Source organism: Mannheimia glucosida (assembly GCF_046267875.1).
Lineage (GTDB): Bacteria > Pseudomonadota > Gammaproteobacteria > Enterobacterales > Pasteurellaceae > Mannheimia > Mannheimia glucosida.
Map to the genome: position 1 here is coordinate 1 of NZ_CP176502.1, position 19,410 is coordinate 19,410.

General features: G+C 40.8%; 21 protein-coding genes. 3 read left to right on the forward strand and 18 right to left on the reverse strand.

Annotation, left to right across the window (positions count from 1 at the left end; translation table 11 throughout):
- Window positions 1-1,350, forward strand: coding sequence for a chromosomal replication initiator protein DnaA (dnaA, locus tag ACJ7Z2_RS00005; RefSeq protein ID WP_409500373.1), 1,350 nt, complete (start codon window positions 1-3; stop codon window positions 1,348-1,350).
- An 18-nt stretch (window positions 1,351-1,368) separates the two neighbouring features.
- Complete coding sequence (gene dnaN, locus ACJ7Z2_RS00010; RefSeq protein ID WP_126301020.1) at window positions 1,369-2,472, forward strand: DNA polymerase III subunit beta; 1,104 nt, start codon at window positions 1,369-1,371, stop codon at window positions 2,470-2,472.
- A gap of 61 nt (window positions 2,473-2,533) precedes the next feature.
- On the opposite strand, the gene ACJ7Z2_RS00015 is transcribed toward dnaN, so the two are convergent.
- From ACJ7Z2_RS00015 to ACJ7Z2_RS00100, 18 genes are all read right to left on the reverse strand, one after another.
- On the reverse strand, window positions 2,534-3,154 hold the full coding sequence (locus tag ACJ7Z2_RS00015; protein WP_409500374.1) for a YfgM family protein: 621 nt from the start codon (window positions 3,152-3,154) through the stop codon (window positions 2,534-2,536).
- A gap of 9 nt (window positions 3,155-3,163) precedes the next feature.
- Window positions 3,164-4,435, reverse strand: a complete 1,272-nt coding sequence (gene hisS, locus ACJ7Z2_RS00020; protein WP_409500375.1) for a histidine--tRNA ligase — start codon at window positions 4,433-4,435, stop codon at window positions 3,164-3,166.
- A gap of 5 nt (window positions 4,436-4,440) precedes the next feature.
- A complete protein-coding gene (ispG, locus tag ACJ7Z2_RS00025) occupies window positions 4,441-5,553 on the reverse strand; it encodes a flavodoxin-dependent (E)-4-hydroxy-3-methylbut-2-enyl-diphosphate synthase (protein WP_409500376.1) in 1,113 nt (370 codons plus the stop codon).
- 100 nt (window positions 5,554-5,653) lie between these two features.
- On the reverse strand, window positions 5,654-6,655 hold the full coding sequence (locus ACJ7Z2_RS00030) for a RodZ domain-containing protein (RefSeq protein WP_409500377.1): 1,002 nt from the start codon (window positions 6,653-6,655) through the stop codon (window positions 5,654-5,656).
- Window positions 6,656-6,822: 167 nt separating this feature from the next.
- Window positions 6,823-8,202: an argininosuccinate lyase gene (gene argH / locus ACJ7Z2_RS00035; protein WP_409500378.1), complete on the reverse strand. Its 1,380-nt coding sequence runs from the start codon at window positions 8,200-8,202 to the stop codon at window positions 6,823-6,825.
- Window positions 8,203-8,318: 116 nt separating this feature from the next.
- Window positions 8,319-9,482: a tRNA 2-thiouridine(34) synthase MnmA gene (gene mnmA, locus ACJ7Z2_RS00040; protein WP_409500379.1), complete on the reverse strand. Its 1,164-nt coding sequence runs from the start codon at window positions 9,480-9,482 to the stop codon at window positions 8,319-8,321.
- Window positions 9,483-9,593: 111 nt separating this feature from the next.
- Window positions 9,594-9,905 (reverse strand): nucleotidyltransferase domain-containing protein, encoded by a 312-nt coding sequence (locus ACJ7Z2_RS00045; protein WP_126301027.1) that lies wholly within the window; start codon window positions 9,903-9,905, stop codon window positions 9,594-9,596.
- Window positions 9,887-10,303, reverse strand: coding sequence for a nucleotidyltransferase substrate binding protein (locus ACJ7Z2_RS00050; protein WP_126301028.1), 417 nt, complete (start codon window positions 10,301-10,303; stop codon window positions 9,887-9,889). Before ACJ7Z2_RS00050 ends, ACJ7Z2_RS00045 begins: the two co-directional genes overlap by 19 nt.
- Before the next feature lies 1 nt (window position 10,304).
- Window positions 10,305-10,550: a (Na+)-NQR maturation NqrM gene (gene nqrM, locus ACJ7Z2_RS00055; RefSeq protein ID WP_006250397.1), complete on the reverse strand. Its 246-nt coding sequence runs from the start codon at window positions 10,548-10,550 to the stop codon at window positions 10,305-10,307.
- Window positions 10,551-10,562: 12 nt separating this feature from the next.
- Window positions 10,563-11,597, reverse strand: a complete 1,035-nt coding sequence (locus ACJ7Z2_RS00060) for an FAD:protein FMN transferase (RefSeq protein WP_409500380.1) — start codon at window positions 11,595-11,597, stop codon at window positions 10,563-10,565.
- 48 nt (window positions 11,598-11,645) lie between these two features.
- Window positions 11,646-11,939 (reverse strand): nucleotidyltransferase family protein, encoded by a 294-nt coding sequence (locus tag ACJ7Z2_RS00065; RefSeq protein WP_006250395.1) that lies wholly within the window; start codon window positions 11,937-11,939, stop codon window positions 11,646-11,648.
- Window positions 11,932-12,366 (reverse strand): nucleotidyltransferase substrate binding protein, encoded by a 435-nt coding sequence (locus tag ACJ7Z2_RS00070; protein WP_409500381.1) that lies wholly within the window; start codon window positions 12,364-12,366, stop codon window positions 11,932-11,934. Before ACJ7Z2_RS00070 ends, ACJ7Z2_RS00065 begins: the two co-directional genes overlap by 8 nt.
- 123 nt (window positions 12,367-12,489) lie before the next feature.
- Window positions 12,490-13,719: an NADH:ubiquinone reductase (Na(+)-transporting) subunit F gene (gene nqrF, locus ACJ7Z2_RS00075; RefSeq protein ID WP_006250393.1), complete on the reverse strand. Its 1,230-nt coding sequence runs from the start codon at window positions 13,717-13,719 to the stop codon at window positions 12,490-12,492.
- Between the two features lie 10 nt (window positions 13,720-13,729).
- Complete coding sequence (gene nqrE, locus ACJ7Z2_RS00080) at window positions 13,730-14,326, reverse strand: NADH:ubiquinone reductase (Na(+)-transporting) subunit E (RefSeq protein ID WP_020824243.1); 597 nt, start codon at window positions 14,324-14,326, stop codon at window positions 13,730-13,732.
- 1 nt (window position 14,327) lies between these two features.
- Window positions 14,328-14,954: an NADH:ubiquinone reductase (Na(+)-transporting) subunit D gene (locus ACJ7Z2_RS00085; RefSeq protein ID WP_006250391.1), complete on the reverse strand. Its 627-nt coding sequence runs from the start codon at window positions 14,952-14,954 to the stop codon at window positions 14,328-14,330.
- A complete protein-coding gene (locus tag ACJ7Z2_RS00090) occupies window positions 14,954-15,727 on the reverse strand; it encodes a Na(+)-translocating NADH-quinone reductase subunit C (RefSeq protein ID WP_409500382.1) in 774 nt (257 codons plus the stop codon). Before ACJ7Z2_RS00090 ends, ACJ7Z2_RS00085 begins: the two co-directional genes overlap by 1 nt.
- Window positions 15,720-16,955 (reverse strand): NADH:ubiquinone reductase (Na(+)-transporting) subunit B, encoded by a 1,236-nt coding sequence (locus ACJ7Z2_RS00095; RefSeq protein ID WP_409500383.1) that lies wholly within the window; start codon window positions 16,953-16,955, stop codon window positions 15,720-15,722. Before ACJ7Z2_RS00095 ends, ACJ7Z2_RS00090 begins: the two co-directional genes overlap by 8 nt.
- A gap of 2 nt (window positions 16,956-16,957) precedes the next feature.
- On the reverse strand, window positions 16,958-18,316 hold the full coding sequence (locus tag ACJ7Z2_RS00100) for a Na(+)-translocating NADH-quinone reductase subunit A (protein WP_409500384.1): 1,359 nt from the start codon (window positions 18,314-18,316) through the stop codon (window positions 16,958-16,960).
- A gap of 446 nt (window positions 18,317-18,762) precedes the next feature.
- On the opposite strand from ACJ7Z2_RS00100, the gene nfuA reads away from it, so the two are divergent.
- Complete coding sequence (nfuA, locus tag ACJ7Z2_RS00105) at window positions 18,763-19,359, forward strand: Fe-S biogenesis protein NfuA (protein WP_006250387.1); 597 nt, start codon at window positions 18,763-18,765, stop codon at window positions 19,357-19,359.
- The last annotated feature ends 51 nt before the right edge of the window (window positions 19,360-19,410 follow it).

The window sequence follows — 19,410 nt, forward strand, 5'->3', positions numbered from 1 at the left end:
TTGGAGCAAATTGTGTCTTCCCTTTGGTCTGATTGCCTTAATCACTTACAAACGAAAGTCTCACCAACCGATTACAGCACTTGGTTGCGTCCTCTGCAAGCGAGTTCTGAGAATGGGGAACTCACACTTTATGCACAAAATCAATTTGTTGAAAACTGGGTAAAAGATAAATTTTTATCAGAGATTATCGAGCTTGCCCGTTTTTTGGCGAAAAATGATAATTTGGTGGTGACGTTAAAAGTTGGGATTAAACCGACAGAGCAGCCAAAGGTCAGCCCAACTCTAAAAAACGAGAGTTCAGAATTCAGCAATACCGGCTTTAAAACCGGGCTAAATCCAAATCAAACCTTTGATAATTTTGTACAAGGTCGCTCAAACCAATTAGCTAAATTAGTGGCTCAACAAGTGGTGGATAATTTAGGCGAAAGCCATTGCAATCCACTCTCGTTTTATGCCGGCACCGGTTTAGGAAAAACCCACTTATTGCACGCTATCGGCAATGAATTAGTTAAACGCACACCGGGTACTCGGGTGCTATATATTCACTTGGAACGTTTTTATCGTGATATTATTAAGGCGATCAACAGTTCCAACAACGATGCGGAAAAAATCAAAAAATTCTACCGCTCGCTTGATGTGTTAATGATTGATGATATTCAATTTCTTGCCAATAAACCGAAAGTGCAAGAAGAATTTTTACATCTGTTGAATTCGCTGTTTGAACAACGCAAACAGATTATTTTAACCTCCGATGTGCTACCGAAAAACATTGATAAAATCGACACGGCGATTAAATCCCGTTTAAGCGGCGGTATTAGTGCGACCATTGAGCCACCTGAATTGGAAACCCGAGTGGCAATTCTTCGCCAAAAAGCCTTAGAACGTGGAGCAGATTTGCAAGAAGATGCCGCCTATTTAATGGGGCAAAAACTTCGAACCAACGTGCGGGAATTGGAGGGCGCATTAAACCGTGTAATTGCGTGGCAAAAATTGACCCTTCGCCCAATTACGGTTGATGCGGTGCGTGAAACCTTGCAAGATCTGTTTGCCTCTTTTGATTACTTGATTACGATTGAAAATATTCAACGCATTGTAGCCGAATATTACGGCATAAAAGTTGCCGATATTAAATCGAAAAGTCGGGCAAGAAGCATTGCCCGTCCTCGCCAAATGGCAATGGCACTGGCAAAAGAGCTAACCAACCATAGCTTGCCGGAAATTGGTCGGGAATTTGGCGGTCGGGATCATACTACCGTGATGCACGCCTGCAAAACCATTAATGAATTACGCGATACCGAAAGCGGTATCCAAGAAGATTATATCCATTTAACACGCAAATTATCATCTTAGCCCGATGAAGGAATGATTATGCAAATTACCATTACCAGAGAACAATTACTTAAGCCTTTACAACAGGTGTGTGGCGTATTAAGTAGCCGTCCGACTTTGCCTGTTATTAACAATCTTTTATTAGAAATTGAAGGTAATCGTCTATCTTTAACCGGTACCGACTTAGAAGTGGAATTAACCACCCAAGCACAACTGCTACAAGCGGTCGATTTTGCCGGAAAATTTACCATTCCGGCGAAAAAATTTTTAGACATCAGCAAAAGCCTACCTGATGACAGCGTGATTTCGGTACAATTTGAAGAAGATAAAGCCATTATCAAAGCAGGGCGTAGTAAATTTAGCTTAGCTACATTGCCGGCAAGTGATTACCCAAATTTGATGGATTGGAAACCGGAAGTGGATTTCTCCATCGATCAATCTACCCTTGCCCGTCTGATTGATGCCACCCAATTCTCAATGGCGAACCAAGATGCCCGCTATTTCTTAAACGGAATGAAATTTGAAACCGAAGGCAATTTATTACGCACCGTTGCGACAGACGGACACCGTTTAGCGGTTTGCACAATGGTGCTAAATCAAGAGCTTTTGACCCATTCGGTTATCGTGCCACGCAAAGCCGTGCTTGAACTTTCCCGCTTGGTTTCCAGTAACGATGAAACCGTGCGTTTGGAAATCGGTTCAAGCAATATCCGTATTACAATGAACGGCATTGTGTTTACCTCTAAACTGATTGACGGCAGATTCCCAGACTACCGCCGAGTTCTACCTCGCAATGCAGACCGTATTTTAGAAGCGGAAACCGAAACCCTCAAACGAGCATTGATGCGTGCGGCAATTCTTTCTAATGAGAAATTTAGAGGCGTGCGTTTAACCTTAAGCAATAATTTACTCAAAATTACCGCCAACAACCCGGAGCAAGAAGAGGCAGAAGAGATCATTGATGTTGCCTACGACAGCCCGGAAATGGAAGTCGGCTTTAATGTTAGCTATGTATTAGATGTGCTAAATACCTTAAAATGCCAACGTGTGCGTTTTAGCTTAGTGGATTCAAGCTCAAGTTGTTTAATTGAAGATTGCGACAATAGCTCTGCCGAATATGTGATTATGCCGATGCGTTTATAATTCACGCAACACTAAACCAACAAAAAAGCCTGATTGATTTTATTTCAATCAGGCTTTGTTTTTATAAGTTATTCAAACGTACATCAATTAAGGTCTGTTCCTGAGGAGCTGCGGTCGTTTTAGCTTGCTCATAAGCACTTTTCGCCGCAGGAATATCGCCTTTTGCGGCAAGAATATCGCCTGTTAGAATTTGCTTACGCAATTCCCACGCTTTATCTTGAATTTGAGCCAGACCTGCCAATGCTTCATCGTAAGATTTTAGTTGGAAGTCAATTTGAGCCAAACGAAAACGGGCGATAGATTGTAAGGTTGAATCTGAATGAGTCAAAACTGACTGTAACGCTGTTTTAGCCGCAGAAAAATCACCTTTTTCGACCGCTTGTTTAGCCGTTTCAAATTGGGCAAAAGCGGCATAGCTTGAATCTTTATTATCCGCAATAAATTTCTCGACAAGCGGTTGATTTTTGCTTGGATTTTGCAAATAACTCTCCATTACACTTTGGTATGAAGCAGAGGTTTTTTGTGCGGTTTCAAGCTGATGGTTTTTCCAGAAATTCCAGCCCAGACTTGCAGCAGAGGCCAAAATAATCGCCACCAAAATCGGTGTGCCGTTCTCTTTAAACCAATTTTTGGCATCTTCAAATTGCTGTTCTTCGGTTTTATTTAAATATTCGTTACTCATCTTTTTCTCCTAAAATCGTTTAGATAGCTCAGCAATCAGCTCTGATTGAGCAATCGTGATTTGTTCTGCTCCTGAACGTAAATCTTTGATAACAACTTGCTTTTCAGCCACTTCACTTTCACCAATCACTAACGCAATTTGGGCTTCTACTTTATCTGCACGTTTAAATTGTTTTTGGAATTTACCACCGGAACAGTGTGTCATTACGCCAACGTGTGGCAATTCGCTACGAATCTGCTCTGCAAGTTGGAAGGCATTTAGTGTTGCCCCTTCACCGGAGAATACGATATACACATCCACCGTTTTTGGTAAATCAATCTCTTTATTCACCTCTTGTACCAACAGCACTAAACGCTCTAAGCCCATTGCAAAGCCAACGCCTTGGGTTGCGTGTCCGCCGAGTTGTTCGACTAAGCCGTCATAACGCCCACCGCCACAGACTGTGCCTTGTGAGCCTAAAGCTGAAGTGACCCATTCAAACACGGTTTTATTGTAATAGTCTAAACCACGCACCAATTTTGGATTGACTTCGTAACGGATTCCCATTGCATCAAGTAAGGCACAAAGCTGGGTAAAATGCTCACGGCTGTCATCATCTAAATAATCAAGCAGTTTTGGGGCATCGTTTAATACATTTTGTAGTGCTTCGTTTTTGGTATCTAAAATCCGCAGTGGGTTTTTCACCAAACGCTCTTTCTCTTCTTCGCTCATTAAAGCGGTGTGATTTTCTAAAAATTTTACTAATGCTGAGCGATAATTTGCACGAGCTTCTAACGAGCCGATAGAGTTAAGTTGCAAAGAAACGTGTTGGTCGATACCTAACTCTTTCCATAGGCGTGCAGTGAGAATAATCAACTCCGCATCAATTTCCGGATTTGCAATGCCAAACACTTCAACACCGGCTTGGTGGAATTGGCGGTAACGCCCTTTCTGTGGACGTTCGTGGCGGAACATCGGCCCCATATACCATAAGCGTTGCTCATTATTGTAGATCCAACCACGCTCAATCGCTGCACGCACACAACCGGCTGTACCTTCCGGACGGAGCGTTAATTGCTCATCGTTATCCCAGAACGTGTACATCTCTTTTGAAACCACATCGGTTACTTCGCCAATGGCACGGGCAAATAACGGGGTGCTTTCTACAATCGGCATACGCACTTCCGAATAGCCGTAACTTGCCAGCACATTACGCACTTTCTGTTCAACCCATTGCCATAATGGAGACTCACTTGGTGAGCAGTCGTTCATTCCTCGAATTGCTTGAATTGTTTTTGCCACTATATTTATCCTATTTGTTCAATATCTATACGATTATGTTGTTGTGCAACTCTGGCACGAATTTTAGCTTCTAATTGGTCGATTAATTTTGCGTTGTCAAAACGCTCTTTTTGACGAACGCCATCTAAATAAAAGCCGCTCATTTTATTGCTGCCGGTTACCCCTAAATCAGACACCAACGCTTCCCCCGGCCCGTTTACCACACAGCCGATAATCGAAACGTCCATTGGTGTGATAATGTCTTCTAAACGTTGCTCTAGCTCGTTTACCGTCGCAATTACATCAATTTCTTGGCGGGAGCAGGTTGGGCAAGCAATAAAGTTGATCCCACGAGAGCGAATACGCAACGATTTCAAAATATCAAAACCGACTTTCACCTCTTCAACAGGATCAGCCGCTAATGACACACGCAAGGTATCACCAATCCCTTCCGACAGCAGCAGACCTAAGCCTACCGCCGATTTCACCGAACCGGCTCTCGCACCACCTGCTTCAGTAATACCTAAATGCAGGGGCTGATCAATCTGTTTTGCAAGAAGTCGGTAAGATTCAACCGCTAGAAATACATCTGAGGCTTTCACGCTGACTTTGAATTGATCAAAGTTAAGGCGATCTAAGTGTTCAACGTGGCGTAATGCCGATTCTAATAATGCCTGTGGTGTCGGCTCGCCATATTTTTCCTGCAAATCACGCTCTAATGATCCGGCATTTACCCCGATTCGGATCGGAATGTTTTTATCTCTGGCACAATCTACCACCGTACGGATCCGCTCTTCATTCCCGATATTGCCCGGGTTAATCCGCAAACAATCCACCCCATATTCGGCAACTTTCAACGCAATGCGGTAATCGAAGTGGATATCCGCCACCAATGGCACATTCACTTGTTGCTTAATCGCTTTAAATGCTTCTGCTGCGTCCATTGTCGGCACAGACACACGCACAATATCAGCCCCGACCCGTTCCAGCGATTTAATTTGAGCAACGGTGGCTTCCACATCGGTTGTGCGGGTGTTGGTCATTGACTGAACCGTAATCGGTGCATCGCCGCCTACAGGCACATTACCCACATAGATTTTCTTCGATACCCGACGTTTAATAGGTGATTGATGTATCATATTTTTAGCTAATTGTGAAAATTTATAAAAACAGAAAACGCTCGTAAAGACAGCTATCGTTAAATGCTAGCTTTACGTGCGTTTCATCGTTAAATCAAGCTTACTGTAACGGTAAACGAATACGAGCTACACGCCCATCAATTTTCAATGGTACTTCTTGACCTTTATAGTACACTTTTACATTGGCAGGCGCACCAATGGTTAAACGATATTGCTCATTCTCATTGAAACTTAAAGTCTCACCATTGTTATATAATTTTTCTGCTAAACGTTTATTTTTAGCACCTCTTACTGTAATCCAACTTTGTGAGCCGGTAATTTCGATACGAAGCTCATCATTCGTTACCGCAACAGGTTGTTCTGTAGGGGCTTGTTCCGATTGAGATTGCTGTAAAACATTAACTGCCTCAACCTGTGCAGTGGTGGCATCAGCTTGTTTAACTTCTTCTACCACTTTAACATCTTCTTGTGTTACAGGTGATGATGCTGCTTGTGTAGGCTCTACTTTTTCAGTTAATGCCGGTTCTGCTGCAACTACCGTTTCTGCTGCTTGAGCGGGCTGCTCTGAAACCTGAATAGGTTGCTGAACAGGCACGGAAGTTTGTGCTGAAGCATCATTATTATTTGTAGTGGTATTTGTCACTTCAGCAACTGGTGCAGAGCTAACAAATTGCTCACGATTTTCCTGTTCTTTTTGATACCCTTGCCACCACCAAAGTAATGTCATTCCTAATGCCGCAAGCAATACTAATACCGTTAAATACTTTAAGGTTTTACCTTGTGAATTTGATGAGGGTTTTACTGAGGAAACTTTAGTGACTTCTTTTGGAATAGTGACTTCACCATAATTCACGCTCGAAATAAGGGATTCAGGCAAACGCAAAAATTTCACATAATTACGCACATAGCCACGCACAAAAGTTGGGGCAACGTTTTGTAGAATAAAGATATCATTTTCAAGTGATTCAATATGTGATTTTTTTAAGTTGGTTTTTTGAGCAACATCTGTAATAGAAAGATTTAACGCTTCACGAGCCGCTTTTAATTGTTGCCCTAAAGAAAGTGCTGTACCAGCTTGAGTAGAATTAACTGATTCCGTCATATAAAACTCTTTAAAGAAAGTAGTAGAAATAAAATTCAAAAATTATTCGGAAGTTTAAAGAGGTAATGCCTATTTTGCAATCTTAATGCGTAAAAAATTGAAAATTTAATCGGCAAGCGGTCATATTTTTCAATTTTTTTGCAAAATATGACCGCTTGTATCTGGCTTTACTTAGAAGCTAAATTGGCTTTTGCAGCCGCAATCGCCTCTGCCACACGTTGTGGGTTCACTCCACCTTTGGCACAACGTTTTTCTAAGCAAGATTCTAACGAGAGAATTGGGTAAACATCATCGCCAATCGAATGATGGAATTGCTGGAATTCGTTAATGCTTAATGCTTCAAGTGGCTCTTTTTTGCTGATTGCGTAAACCACCGCTTCACCAACAATATGGTGAGCTTCACGGAATGGCACACCTTTCGCCACTAAATAATCTGCCAACTCGGTCGCATTCGCATAACCTTGCTGAGCGGCTTCTCGGGTGCGTTCGGTATTCACTTGAATATCAACCAGTACAAGTTCTGCAATTTCTAAACAAGCCTGCCAAGTTTCCAACGCATCAAAAATACCCTCTTTGTCCTCTTGCATATCTTTATTATAAGCAAGTGGCAACCCTTTGAGTGTAGTTAATAAACCGTTTAATGCTCCAAATACCCGACCGGATTTCCCACGAATCAGCTCACAAGCATCAGGGTTTTTCTTCTGTGGCATAAGTGATGAGCCTGAGGTCACACGATCCGACATTTCAAGAAAGCCTGATTCACCACTATTAAAAATGATTAAATCTTCAGCAAAGCGAGAGAGATGCATCATACTGATCGAGGCAGTAGAGAGCAGCTCTAAAATATGGTCACGATCTGACACGCTGTCTAAACTGTTGCGTGTGGCTTCTTCAAAGCCTAAATCACGGGCTAATAAGTCACGATCAATGCCGTAAGCCGTACCAGCCAATGCCCCTGAACCAAGCGGGCAAGTGCTCATACGTTTATTAGCATCGCTCAAACGGCTGAAATCCCGTTCTAGCATTTCATAATACGCCATACACCAATGGGCGAAGGTCACAGGCTGAGCCCGTTGTAAATGGGTATAGCCCGGCATCACCGACTCTTGGTTTTCTTCGGCAACGGAAACTAAACGTTCTTGCAAAGCTCGGATTCGCTCTTGCAATGCCACCGCTTGCACCTTGCACCACATTTTAATATCCACCGCTACTTGGTCGTTACGGCTACGCCCGGTGTGTAATTTTTTACCTAAATCGCCTACTTTTTCAATCAGCTTGGATTCAACCCAGCTGTGAATATCTTCCGCATCATCTTTTAAGATAATCGTGAGGTTAGATTCCACCTCTGCTCTCACCTCTTTTAACGCTGCGATTAGTTGTTCTAATTCTGCTGCCGTTAAAATACCTACCGAAGTAATCGCTTTTGCCCAGCCGATTGAGCCTTCAATATCTTGAATCGCCAAGCGGTAATCAAAACGTAGTGAATCATTAAAATATTTAAATTTTGCATCTGCTTGTTGTGTAAAGCGTCCACCCCAAAGTGCCATAGTCTGTTCCTTGTATATTATTCTTTGTATCGATCAAAATGAAAAAGGCGTTTTACCGCCTTAACTTTTCGCCTATTTTGCATAAATATGCAAAATATTTCAATATTTATTTATAACTATTTTAATTGTGACTCAATAATGCCACCGCCTAAGCAAACCTCACCTAAGTAAAACACGGCAGACTGCCCCGGCGTCACGGCAATTTGCGGTTCATCGAACATCACTCGAATAGTTTCATCATCAATCACTTGAATTTCACACGCAATATCTGCTTGACGATAACGGGTTTTCACCGTGCAGCGTAAATTTTCACGCAACGGCATCATATCCACCCAAGTGAGCTGTTTCGCAATTAAGCCACTTGAAAGCAGAGCTGAATTATCGTGTCCTTGTGCTACAATCAATACATTATTAATTAAGTCTTTCTCCACCACATAAAACGGATCTTCACTCAACCCTTTCACACCGCCGATACCTAAGCCTTTTCGTTGCCCAAGCGTGTGATACATCAGCCCATCGTGGCGACCGACTAATTTGCCGTCAACGGTGCGAATCTCCCCCGGTTGAGCCGGCAGAAAACGTGCCAAGAAATCTTTAAATTTACGCTCACCGATAAAACAAATGCCGGTAGAATCTTTTTTCTTTGCGGTTGCTAATCCTAGATCTTCGGCAATGGCTCGCACAATCGGCTTCTCAATTTCACCCACTGGGAATAAACTCTGCCCGATCTGCTTTTTATTTAACGCATATAAAAAGTAACTCTGATCTTTGTTTTCATCTAAGCCACGCAAAAGTTTCGCATCTTGATCATCGCTCGTACGGCGGACGTAATGCCCGGTCGCAATATAATCCGCACCAAGATCTTCTGCCGCATATTCCAAAAAGGCTTTAAATTTGATCTCTTTATTACACAAAATATCCGGATTTGGCGTTCTTCCTGCCTTGTATTCTGCCAAGAAATATTCAAATACATTATCCCAATATTCCGCTGCAAAATTAATTTTATGCAGTTTCATACCCAGTTTATCGGCAACCGCTTGAGCATCGGCAAGATCGGCAGCGGCAGTACAATAATCGGTATCATCATCTTCTTCCCAGTTTTTCATAAACAAGCCTTCCACTTGGTAGCCTTGTTGTTGAAGAATAAAAGCAGAAACCGAGGAATCCACCCCACCGGACATACCAATAATGACTTTTTTCTTGCCATTTTCAGCAAGTTGCTCTGGTGTTAATTTCGGGAAATGGGTGTTATAAGTGTTTGAAATTAATAGATTTGACATAAATTCTCCCGTAACTTCGGTTAAGGCGAAGCACATTGGTTAGTGATAAAAACAACAAGCGGTGAAATTTGCAAAAAATTTTGCAAAATGAACCGCTTGCCTATTAAGAAATTAGAGTTCTATTTGGTAAAAGACTTTTCCTACTCTATCAATATGTTCAATAAAGTTAGGATTTGTGAGTTTATCATAAATGGAAAGATCAAATAAATAAGGTGAGCTTGAGTCATCAAGATCACCCCAGATTCTTTTTACAATATCATAAGTCAGATCTTTGCCTTTGAAAGTAAGATCTACATCTGAGCCTTCACGATAATTACCTTTAGCACGCGAGCCATAGATAATTGCTTGCTCCACTTCAGGGTATTTCGCAAGAATATCGGTAATAGTTTTCGTCGCTCGTTCGCTTAGTCCAAAGTTTGGCATAGTGTTTCTACTCGCTGTTCAAATTCAATAAATAAAGGCAGATACGCCTTGATAATTTTATTAAATTCTTCAGTTAAAATAGTTTCATCGTAAGTATGAACTATTATATTGCGGCTTTTTATCATTTCTAGCCAAACTTCGCCCTGAGTGATTAGCCCACGATTAAAAGCCAAACGAGAAGCCGTTTTTGAACCATAAATATCAACTTCACCTTCCCATTTTAAAATATCTTGCATTAACTTCCACGCTAACTCGTGTGTAATCTCAAAACTCTGGATAATTCCTTTTTTAATTACATCAATGTCGGTATCAGCGTATTTTTCTGCTTCTGCTTGAAGGTAACTTACTGATTTTTTATAGTTATCAAACCGCTGTTTCCAGCGAATATCTCTATTCATATTATTTCACTTCATAAAATTGTGGCTCTTTATTAAAACGTGCCACTTCTTCAGGGTCGGCTGTGCCGTCTGCGATTTTAGATTTTAGGTTATCGCAAGGTTCTTCGCAGTCGCACATTTTTTTCATACCTAAGGCAGTAATACCGCCACAGCTACCTTTGATGGTTTTACCTTTAACGATAAAACCAATCGACATCGCAAAAATTACAGCTACAAAAAAGCCAAAGGTTAATAATACAGTTTCCATTTTTCACTCCAATTATTGTGATTGAATAAGTTTGTTAAATTCGCTTGACATTTGTGTTCCAAACTTGTCGCCGTTTTTAATAATTAAAAAGATCGCTAATTTTTCACGCTCTGCCACTGCTAATGCTTTTTCCGCTCCTAATACAAATAAACCGGTTGATAAGCCGTCTGCCGTCATTGTGGTTGGGGCAAATACGGTGATAGAGGCTAAATTATGGTTTACCGGACGTAACTGTTTTGGGTCGATAATATGTGAAAGACGGTTGCCTTTTTCATCTTCAAAATAATTACGATAATTGCCCGAAGTTGCCATCGCCAAATTGTGCAACGGCACGGTAATTTGTGCGGCTTGACCTTGTGTCATTACCGGTTGCTCGATTGCAATCCGCCAATCTAAGCCTTGTAAATTTTTTCCTTTGCCTCGTAATTCGCCACCAATTTCAACTAAATAGTTGCTCACACCTATAGTTTCAAGATGCTCGGCTAATTTATCTACACCGAAACCCTTTGCAATAGACGATAAATCTAGATAAAGATTAGCTGCTGACTTGGTGAGCTTGGGTTTACTACTCATTTCAAGCAAAATTTTATCAATGCCGACATAAGCAGAACGCTCTGCAATTTGTTCCTCAGACGGCACTTTATTTAAGCGTTTATCCGGCCCGAACCCCCACAAGTTCACCAATGGACCAACGGTTACATCTAAAGCCCCTTCGGTGACTTTATTCAAACGGATTGCCTCTTGTACCACTTTTGCAAAATCTTGCGAAATTTCGACCGCTTGATTTGCCTGTTTTGTTTGATTAAACCGGCTAATTTCCGAATCTTGTTGGTAGGTGGACATCTGATTATTCACCTCAATCAACAAGCCGTCTAACTGACTTTGCATTTTTTCAGGCGACATTAAATTTTTCACTTCACCATTATCAATATATTTTACGGTGTAAGTCGTCCCCATTGTTTTACCTGAAAGCGTAATTTGCTCAGGGGCTTTTTCACAAGCACTTAAAGTAAAAAAAGCAATTAAAAGAAGAAAAAATTTTTTCATTGGTATCACAAAAGTTAAAAATTGGGAAAATTATAGCATATTTAGCGATTAAATAAGCACTTCATATCGCTGTAAAATAATTTGTTTAAACGATTCGTTGCAACTTGCCCAGTCAATCAGATCTACTGTGAAAGGTAGGTCAGAATCCGTAAACGCAAGCTCTAACTCTGTTTGTTGCCGAATCGTGAGCGGTTGTTTGGTGATTAATGCTAAATCAAGATCCGAATAGGCTTTAGCTGTGCCTTTAATGCGAGAGCCAAAAACCCAAACGGGTGTATCAGGCAAGTATTTTTTGAAAATATCCAACACCTGTTGGCGTTGTGACTCAGTTAAATCAATCATAGCTATTGCGTTTTTGGAGCTGTTTAACTAAAAAATACGTACTTTCCAGAAAGTTTGAAATTCCGTTATACACTTGCTGTGCTTTATTTTGATCATAAGTATGCGAGGTAATATTTCGCATTTTGCGATAATCCAGCCAGGCTTCCGGTGATTCAATCAGCCCATATTGAGCAGCCATTCGCAAAATATCACGGAACTCGGTGCTATCAATATCAGTGTCATTTGATTCAATGTGTTTGAGCTGACGCTTAAGCATTTTTATCGACAATTCGTAAACAAATTCAAATTTTTGGATTGCTCCTGCAATCAAAGTGTCTTGAATAATTGCCTCTTGCCGGTTAAACCACGCTTGATTCTCAAGACTAACAATCGTTTTCTCAAGGGAATTGAAGGCATTTTCAAGTGCCGTAATATCCAGTTGTTCCATTTGCTTCCCCTTAAAATTCACATTATTAAATTACCAAAACTTAATAATATAAATTAAATCAAGCGGTCAATTTTGCAGAAAATTTTGCAAATTTGACCGCTTGTAGTCAGAAGTTAAGGTTTATCAACCACCGAAGTCATCTAATAAGATGTTTTCGTCTTCTACACCTAAGCTCTTCAGCATACCGATTACGGCAGCATTCATCACCGGTGGACCACACATATAGTATTCGCAGTCTTCAGGTGCTTCGTGATTTTTGAGGTAGTTCTCATAAAGCACGTTATGAATAAAGCCACGGAAGTAATCTTCTCTGTCGCCCGGTAATGGATCAGAAAGTGCCACATACCATTTGAAGTTGTCGTTCTCTGCTTGAAGACCATCAAAATCTTCCACATAGAACATTTCACGTTCTGAACGAGCACCATACCAGAATGACATTTTACGTTTAGATTTTAAACGTTTTAATTGGTCGAAGATATGTGAACGCATTGGTGCCATACCTGCACCACCACCAATAAAGACCATTTCCGCATCGGTATCTTTAGCGAAGAACTCACCGAATGGACCTGAAATTGTTACTTTATCGCCCGGTTTTAATGACCAAATGTAGGAAGACATTTGACCCGGCGGTACGTCCGGATTGCGTGGTGGCGGTGTAGCAATACGCACGTTAAGCATAATAATGCCTTTCTCTTCCGGATATGAAGCCATTGAGTATGCACGAATAATATGCTCGTCCACTTTTGAAGTATAACGCCATAAGTCAAATTTATCCCAGTCTTCATGGTACTCTTTTGGAATATCGAAGTCTTTATAATGAACAGTATGAGGCTCAGCTTCAATTTGGATATAACCACCCGCACGGAACGGTACTTCTTCGCCTTCAGGAATTTGAAGTTTAAGCTCTTTGATGAAGGTTGCTTTGTTATCGTTTGAGATAACGGTACATTCCCATTTTTTCACACCAAAGATCTCTTCCGGAAGTTCAACGTCCATTGAAGATTTCACGTTTACCTGACAAGCTAAACGCCAGCCTTCTTTCGCTTCTTTCTTAGAAATGTGCGATAACTCAGTTGGAAGAATTTCACCACCGCCTGATTTCACTTGCACTTTACATTGACCACAAGAGCCACCGCCACCACAAGCTGAGGAAACGAAAATCCCTTTACTTGCTAAAGCACCGAGTAATTTTCCACCAGCCGGTAGCGTAATGCCTTTTTCCGGATCGTTGTTGATTGAGATGGTAATATCACCTGAATCAACTAATTTTGATTTAGCGAAAAGAATGATCACCGCAAGCACTAATACCAGAGCCGTAAATGCGATAATACCGAAAATAAAATTACTATCCACGATATGCTCCTTATAATTGAATGCCTGAGAATGACATAAAGCCTAACGCCATTAAACCTACCGTAATAAAGGTAATACCTAAACCACGTAAGCCTGCCGGCACGTCGGAATATTTCATTTTCTCGGTTAAACCTGCAAGGGCAACAATGGCTAACATCCAGCCTGTACCTGCACCTACGCCATAAACCACAGATTCTACAAAGTTATACTCACGTTGTACCATAAACGATACACCACCAAAAATCGCACAGTTTACGGTGATAAGTGGTAAGAAGATACCTAATGCACTATAAAGTGCCGGGAAAAACTTGTCTAAAATCATTTCCAGAATTTGAACAAGTGCCGCAATAACCCCGATGAAAGTGATAAAGTTTAAGAAGCTTAAATCCACACCTTCTACTAATGCACCCTCTTTTAATACGTGGGTATAAACTAATTGGTTAGCTGGAACTGCAATGCCAAGTACTACAATTACCGCAATACCTAAACCAAAAGCAGTTGAAACTTTCTTAGACACCGCAAGGAATGTACACATACCAAGGAAGAAAGAAAGTGCCATATTTTCAATAAATACGGACTTAACAAAGATACTCAGAAGATGTTCCATCTTATTTCTCCACTTGTTCCGGTTTCCACGTTCTAATCGCCCAGATCACAAATCCGATAATAAAGAACGCACTTGGTGCTAATAAGAATAAACCGTTTGCTTGATACCAACCGCCATTTTGAACAGTTTCAAGAATGGTGATACCGAAAATTTTACCTGAACCGATAAGTTCACGTAAAAAGGCAACGATAATTAACATTGCACCGTAGCCTAAACCGTTACCGATACCATCAACAAAACTTTCAACCGGGCCTGATTTCATCGCGAATGCTTCTGCACGCCCCATTACGATACAGTTAGTAATAATAAGACCTACGAAGACCGATAATTGTTTTGATAGGTCGTAAGCATAAGCACGTAAGATTTGGTCTACCAAAATTACTAATGAAGCAATAATCGCCATTTGTACAATGATACGGATACTATTTGGAATATAGTTACGAATCATTGAAATGAACATACTTGAGAATGCAGTAACTAAACTTACCGCAATCGCCATTACTACTGCTGTTTGTAATTGAGTCGTTACCGCTAACGCAGAACAAATACCTAAGATCTGTAATGCGATCGGGTTGTTATCGACAATTGGCGATAACAATAATTTTTTAAGATTGTTATTGTCTGCCATTAGTTAGCTCCTGCCGCTGCTTTAAATTTTGCTAAATATGGACCAAAACCATTTTGACCAAACCAGTATTTGAATGAACCATCAACACCGTTTGAGGTTAATGTTGCACCAGATAAACCATCAACACCGTGATCTTTATCTGCAGATGCCCCTTTACCCACTCTTAACGCAACTTGGTTTTGCTCGTTATACAGTTTTTTACCTACAAAGTTTTTCTGCCAGTTCGGGTTTGCAATTTCACCACCTAAACCTGCTGTTTCACCTTGTTCATAGTAAGTAATACCATTGATCGTATTTGCATCAGGTTGTACCGCCACAAAACCGTACATAATTGACCATAAGCCGTTACCGTGCATTGGTAATACTACTTGAGTCGTTTTACCTGAGTCATCTTTTACTAAATAAACTTCCGCATATTTAGCTCGAGTTTTGATATTCGCTTTATCATCTTCAGGAGCAATCACAACATTTTGCGCCGGATCTTTAGCTGCTGCACGAGCATCAAAGCCTGTTACACCCTCAACGTAATCGCCTGTTGCTAAATCTACAATTTTCGGCTCAATAAATTTGGTATAGGTTTCTTGCACATCAGTATCTTTTTGCAATAAACCGGCTGCTTGTAAAATGTTTTTCTGTTTATCAAGTTGTTTCTGAATATCTTGTGTGGGTTTAAGCATTACTGCTGCACCTGCCACAATTAAAGAACAGATTAAACTTAATAAAACTACAACAGTTAGCGTTCCGCCAACGCTATCTTTATTAAATTTAGCCATTGTTTGCTACCCTCGCTAATCTGCGTTTGATATTCCCTTGAACTACTAAATAGTCAAAGATTGGAGCAAATAAGTTAGCAAATAAAATCGCTAACATCATACCCTCAGGGTATGCCGGGTTCACCACACGGATTAATACACACATAAAGCCGATTAAGATACCATATGCCCATTTACCTTTGTTGGTAAATGCAGCTGATACCGGGTCGGTTGCCATAAAGAACATACCGATCGCAAAACCGCCTAATACTAAATGCCAATGCCAAGGCATAGAGAATAACGGATTAGTAGCTGAACCAATTACATTAAATAATGTAGCGGTTGCTGCCATACCAATCATTACACCAGCAATAATTCTCCAAGAAGCAATTCGGGCAAATACAATGATTGCAGCCCCAATAATCAACATTAAGGTAGAGGTCTCGCCGATAGAACCCGGAATATTACCTAAGAACGCATCCATCCAAGTAATGGTTTCACCGGTTGCAACGTGCTGTAATGCACCTTGACCACCAACTGCCCATTGAGAAAGTGCAGTTGCACCTGAGAAGCCGTCTGCGGCAACCCATACTGCATCACCTGAAATTTGACCCGGGTAAGCAAAGAACAAGAAAGCACGACCGGCTAACGCAGGGTTCATAAAGTTTTTACCCACGCCACCGAACACTTCTTTTGCGACCACAACACCAAAGGTAGTTGCAAGGGCTGCTTGCCATAACGGTAATGTTGGAGGAACAATTAATGCTAGTAAGATAGAGGTTACAAAGAAACCTTCGTTGATCTCGTGCTTACGCACCATTGCAAACACCACTTCCCAGAAACCGCCCACTGCAAATACTGTTAAGTAGATTGGTAGGAAATAAGTTGCCCCTAGCAACATTTTAGTTCCCCAGCCTGCATCAGCCACAGAGCCTAAACTATCGGCTAAGCTATAGTGCCAGTTGTTAACAACTAAATCTGTTAACGTTCCCATTTTGAGTGCCGCTAGAATACCCTGTGCACCGACATTGTACATTCCGTAGAACATTGCAGGGAATAACGCTAACCATACAATTAACATCATACGCTTAGAGTCAATCGCATCACGCACATGAGCATCTTTACGAGTTACTGTACCTGGTGTATAGAAAATCGTATAGGCAGCTTCAAATAGCGTGTACCATTTCTCATACTTTCCACCTTTATGGAAAGCGGGTTCCATTTTTTCAAAAAGATTTTTCAAACCCATTTTTAACCGTCCTTCTCGATCTTATCTAACGCTTGACGTAATAATGGTCCCCAGTTGTTTTTACCGGAACACACAAAAGTACATAACGCTAAATCTTCTTCGTCTAACTCTAAGCAGCCTAAAGCTTGAGCGGAGTCTGTATCTCCAGCTGCTAAATCACGCAATAAGAGTGTTGGGATAATATCCAACGGCATTACACGTTCATAAGCACCTGTTGGCACCATTGCACGCTCGCTACCATGGACTGCGGTTGTGAAGTTAAATAATTTCTTCGCAAAATGTCCTAAAGTAGTACGCGTAATTGAATACTTATCAGAGTAAGGAGCAATCATACCGAAGAACGCTTTCTCACGCCCTTCTAATAAAGCAGACACTTGTAATGCGTAGCGACCTAAATAGTCGTGTACGCCCGCTGCGATAGCACCACTTAACACAGAACCAGAAATGACACGGTTTTCACCTGCATTTAATTCATTTGCCGTTAATTGTGAAAGATTCGCACCTAAACGAGTACGCACCAAACGTGGATTTTTCACTTGTGGACCTGCTAATGCCACTACACGGTCAGTAAATAACTCACCGGTCGTAAATAATTTACCGATAGCAATTACATCTTGGTAATTTAAATACCAAACTTGTTTAGTTGCACCTACCGGGTCAATAAAGTGAATATGCGTACCAGAAAGACCTGCAGGGTGCGGACCTTTAAAGCGGTTAGTTTCCACATTATTGATCTGACGGCTTTGTGCCGCATTTAAAATATTTGAGTCTGCACTGCCACAGAGATGAATCACTTTTTTACTTTCAAATAAACGACTTAATACAGTTAAGCCATCAAAGAAAGCTTGTTGGTGTTCTGCAATAATCACTTCCGGATTTGCTGCAAGTGGATTGGTATCCATCGCATTGACAAAAATAGAGGAAGGTTCTGCATCTAATGCAGGCACTTTGCTAAACGGACGTGTACGGAAAGCCGTCCATAAGCCTGACTCTACAAGGTTTTGTTTTACTTGCTCTGAAGTTAATGAAGCTAATTGGCTGGCTTCATAACGAGCAAAGGTAATTTGCTCATCACCCTCAACTTTAATTACTACCGATTGAAGAACACGCTTCTCGCCACGGTTAATTGCCGTTACGGTACCACTTGCAGGGGCAGTAAATACCACGCCCGGATTCTTTTTATCTTCAAAAAGAACCTGACCTTTCTTTACTACATCGCCTTCACGCACTTTCATTGAAGGACGCATACCCACATATTCTTCACCAAGCATAGCAACTTCAGTAACGGTATTACCGTTATGGATTACTTGCTCAGGTTTTCCCGCAATCGGAAGATCTAAGCCTTTTTTGATTGTAATCATATTGTTTGCACTACTTTTATTTTGGGTTAAAAAATATGATTGCGCTAACGCAATCGCTTCTATTGAGCCGCAGCTTTACTTAAAAATAAACAATGGTCCCCCACCTATTTTTAAAAGCCACATTAAGTTCTCAAATCTGTGATCAACCTTTATCTTTTCTTAACAAAAGGTTAACTAAAAATAATCTTCTTATTCTACCTAAAAAGCTCCCCTTCTGGCTAGGAAAACCCCCTATTTTTTGCATATTCCCGCGGTAAAATTTGAAATAAATCAAGATTTCAATTCCCTCTTAACATAAATTAACCATAATTAGTTAATCCAATTTCCCTTCAAGCGGTTAAATTTTATTAACAATTTGCAAAAATTTTTTTAGCTAGGCAATTTTGAAATTCAGGCGTAAAATAGTTGATAAATTTTGTAAAATATTAAAAAACAGGATAATTTAAATGGAAGAACAAACCATTCATATTTCAATATCAGATGCAGCACAAGCCCATTTTGCCAGACTATTAGAACAGCAAGAAGAGGGAACTAATATCCGTATTTTTGTGGTCAATCCCGGCACACCGGGGGCAGAATGCGGTGTCTCTTACTGCCCACCCAATGCAGTTGAAGAGACGGATACCGAATTTAAATTTAACCGTTTCTCTGCATTTGTCGATGATATTAGCTTACCGTTTTTAGACGAAGCGGAAATTGATTATGTCACTGACCCGATGGGCTCACAACTTACGTTAAAAGCCCCTAACGCCAAAATGCGTAAAGTAGCTGATGATGCCCCTTTTATCGAGCGTTTAGATTATGTGATTCAGACCCAAGTGAATCCACAACTTGCCAGCCACGGCGGTAAAGTAACCTTAATTGAAATCACCGAAGATAAATATGCTGTGTTGCAGTTCGGCGGTGGTTGTAACGGTTGTTCAATGGTAGATGTGACCTTAAAAGAGGGGATTGAAAAACAGCTTCTGGCAATGTTCCCTGATGAATTAGTTGGTGTGAAAGATATTACTGAACACCAACACGGTGAACATTCTTACTATTAAAAATACTAAAAGGGATAAATCATTTGATTTATCCCTTCTTATAATTAATGA

Excerpts from the sequence above, each read along its gene's own strand:
- dnaN (WP_126301020.1), top strand. The coding sequence starts at position 1,369 with ATGCAAATTACCATTACCAGAGAACAATTACTTAAGCCTTTACAACAG.
- ACJ7Z2_RS00015 (WP_409500374.1), bottom strand. The coding sequence starts at position 3,154 with ATGAGTAACGAATATTTAAATAAAACCGAAGAACAGCAATTTGAAGAT.
- ispG (WP_409500376.1), bottom strand. The coding sequence starts at position 5,553 with ATGATACATCAATCACCTATTAAACGTCGGGTATCGAAGAAAATCTAT.
- ACJ7Z2_RS00030 (WP_409500377.1), bottom strand. The coding sequence starts at position 6,655 with ATGACGGAATCAGTTAATTCTACTCAAGCTGGTACAGCACTTTCTTTA.
- argH (WP_409500378.1), bottom strand. The coding sequence starts at position 8,202 with ATGGCACTTTGGGGTGGACGCTTTACACAACAAGCAGATGCAAAATTT.
- mnmA (WP_409500379.1), bottom strand. The coding sequence starts at position 9,482 with ATGTCAAATCTATTAATTTCAAACACTTATAACACCCATTTCCCGAAA.
- ACJ7Z2_RS00045 (WP_126301027.1), bottom strand. The coding sequence starts at position 9,905 with ATGCCAAACTTTGGACTAAGCGAACGAGCGACGAAAACTATTACCGAT.
- ACJ7Z2_RS00050 (WP_126301028.1), bottom strand. The coding sequence starts at position 10,303 with ATGAATAGAGATATTCGCTGGAAACAGCGGTTTGATAACTATAAAAAA.
- nqrM (WP_006250397.1), bottom strand. The coding sequence starts at position 10,550 with ATGGAAACTGTATTATTAACCTTTGGCTTTTTTGTAGCTGTAATTTTT.
- ACJ7Z2_RS00060 (WP_409500380.1), bottom strand. The coding sequence starts at position 11,597 with ATGAAAAAATTTTTTCTTCTTTTAATTGCTTTTTTTACTTTAAGTGCT.
- ACJ7Z2_RS00065 (WP_006250395.1), bottom strand. The coding sequence starts at position 11,939 with ATGATTGATTTAACTGAGTCACAACGCCAACAGGTGTTGGATATTTTC.
- ACJ7Z2_RS00070 (WP_409500381.1), bottom strand. The coding sequence starts at position 12,366 with ATGGAACAACTGGATATTACGGCACTTGAAAATGCCTTCAATTCCCTT.
- nqrE (WP_020824243.1), bottom strand. The coding sequence starts at position 14,326 with ATGGAACATCTTCTGAGTATCTTTGTTAAGTCCGTATTTATTGAAAAT.
- ACJ7Z2_RS00085 (WP_006250391.1), bottom strand. The coding sequence starts at position 14,954 with ATGGCAGACAATAACAATCTTAAAAAATTATTGTTATCGCCAATTGTC.
- ACJ7Z2_RS00090 (WP_409500382.1), bottom strand. The coding sequence starts at position 15,727 with ATGGCTAAATTTAATAAAGATAGCGTTGGCGGAACGCTAACTGTTGTA.
- ACJ7Z2_RS00095 (WP_409500383.1), bottom strand. The coding sequence starts at position 16,955 with ATGGGTTTGAAAAATCTTTTTGAAAAAATGGAACCCGCTTTCCATAAA.
- ACJ7Z2_RS00100 (WP_409500384.1), bottom strand. The coding sequence starts at position 18,316 with ATGATTACAATCAAAAAAGGCTTAGATCTTCCGATTGCGGGAAAACCT.
- nfuA (WP_006250387.1), top strand. The coding sequence starts at position 18,763 with ATGGAAGAACAAACCATTCATATTTCAATATCAGATGCAGCACAAGCC.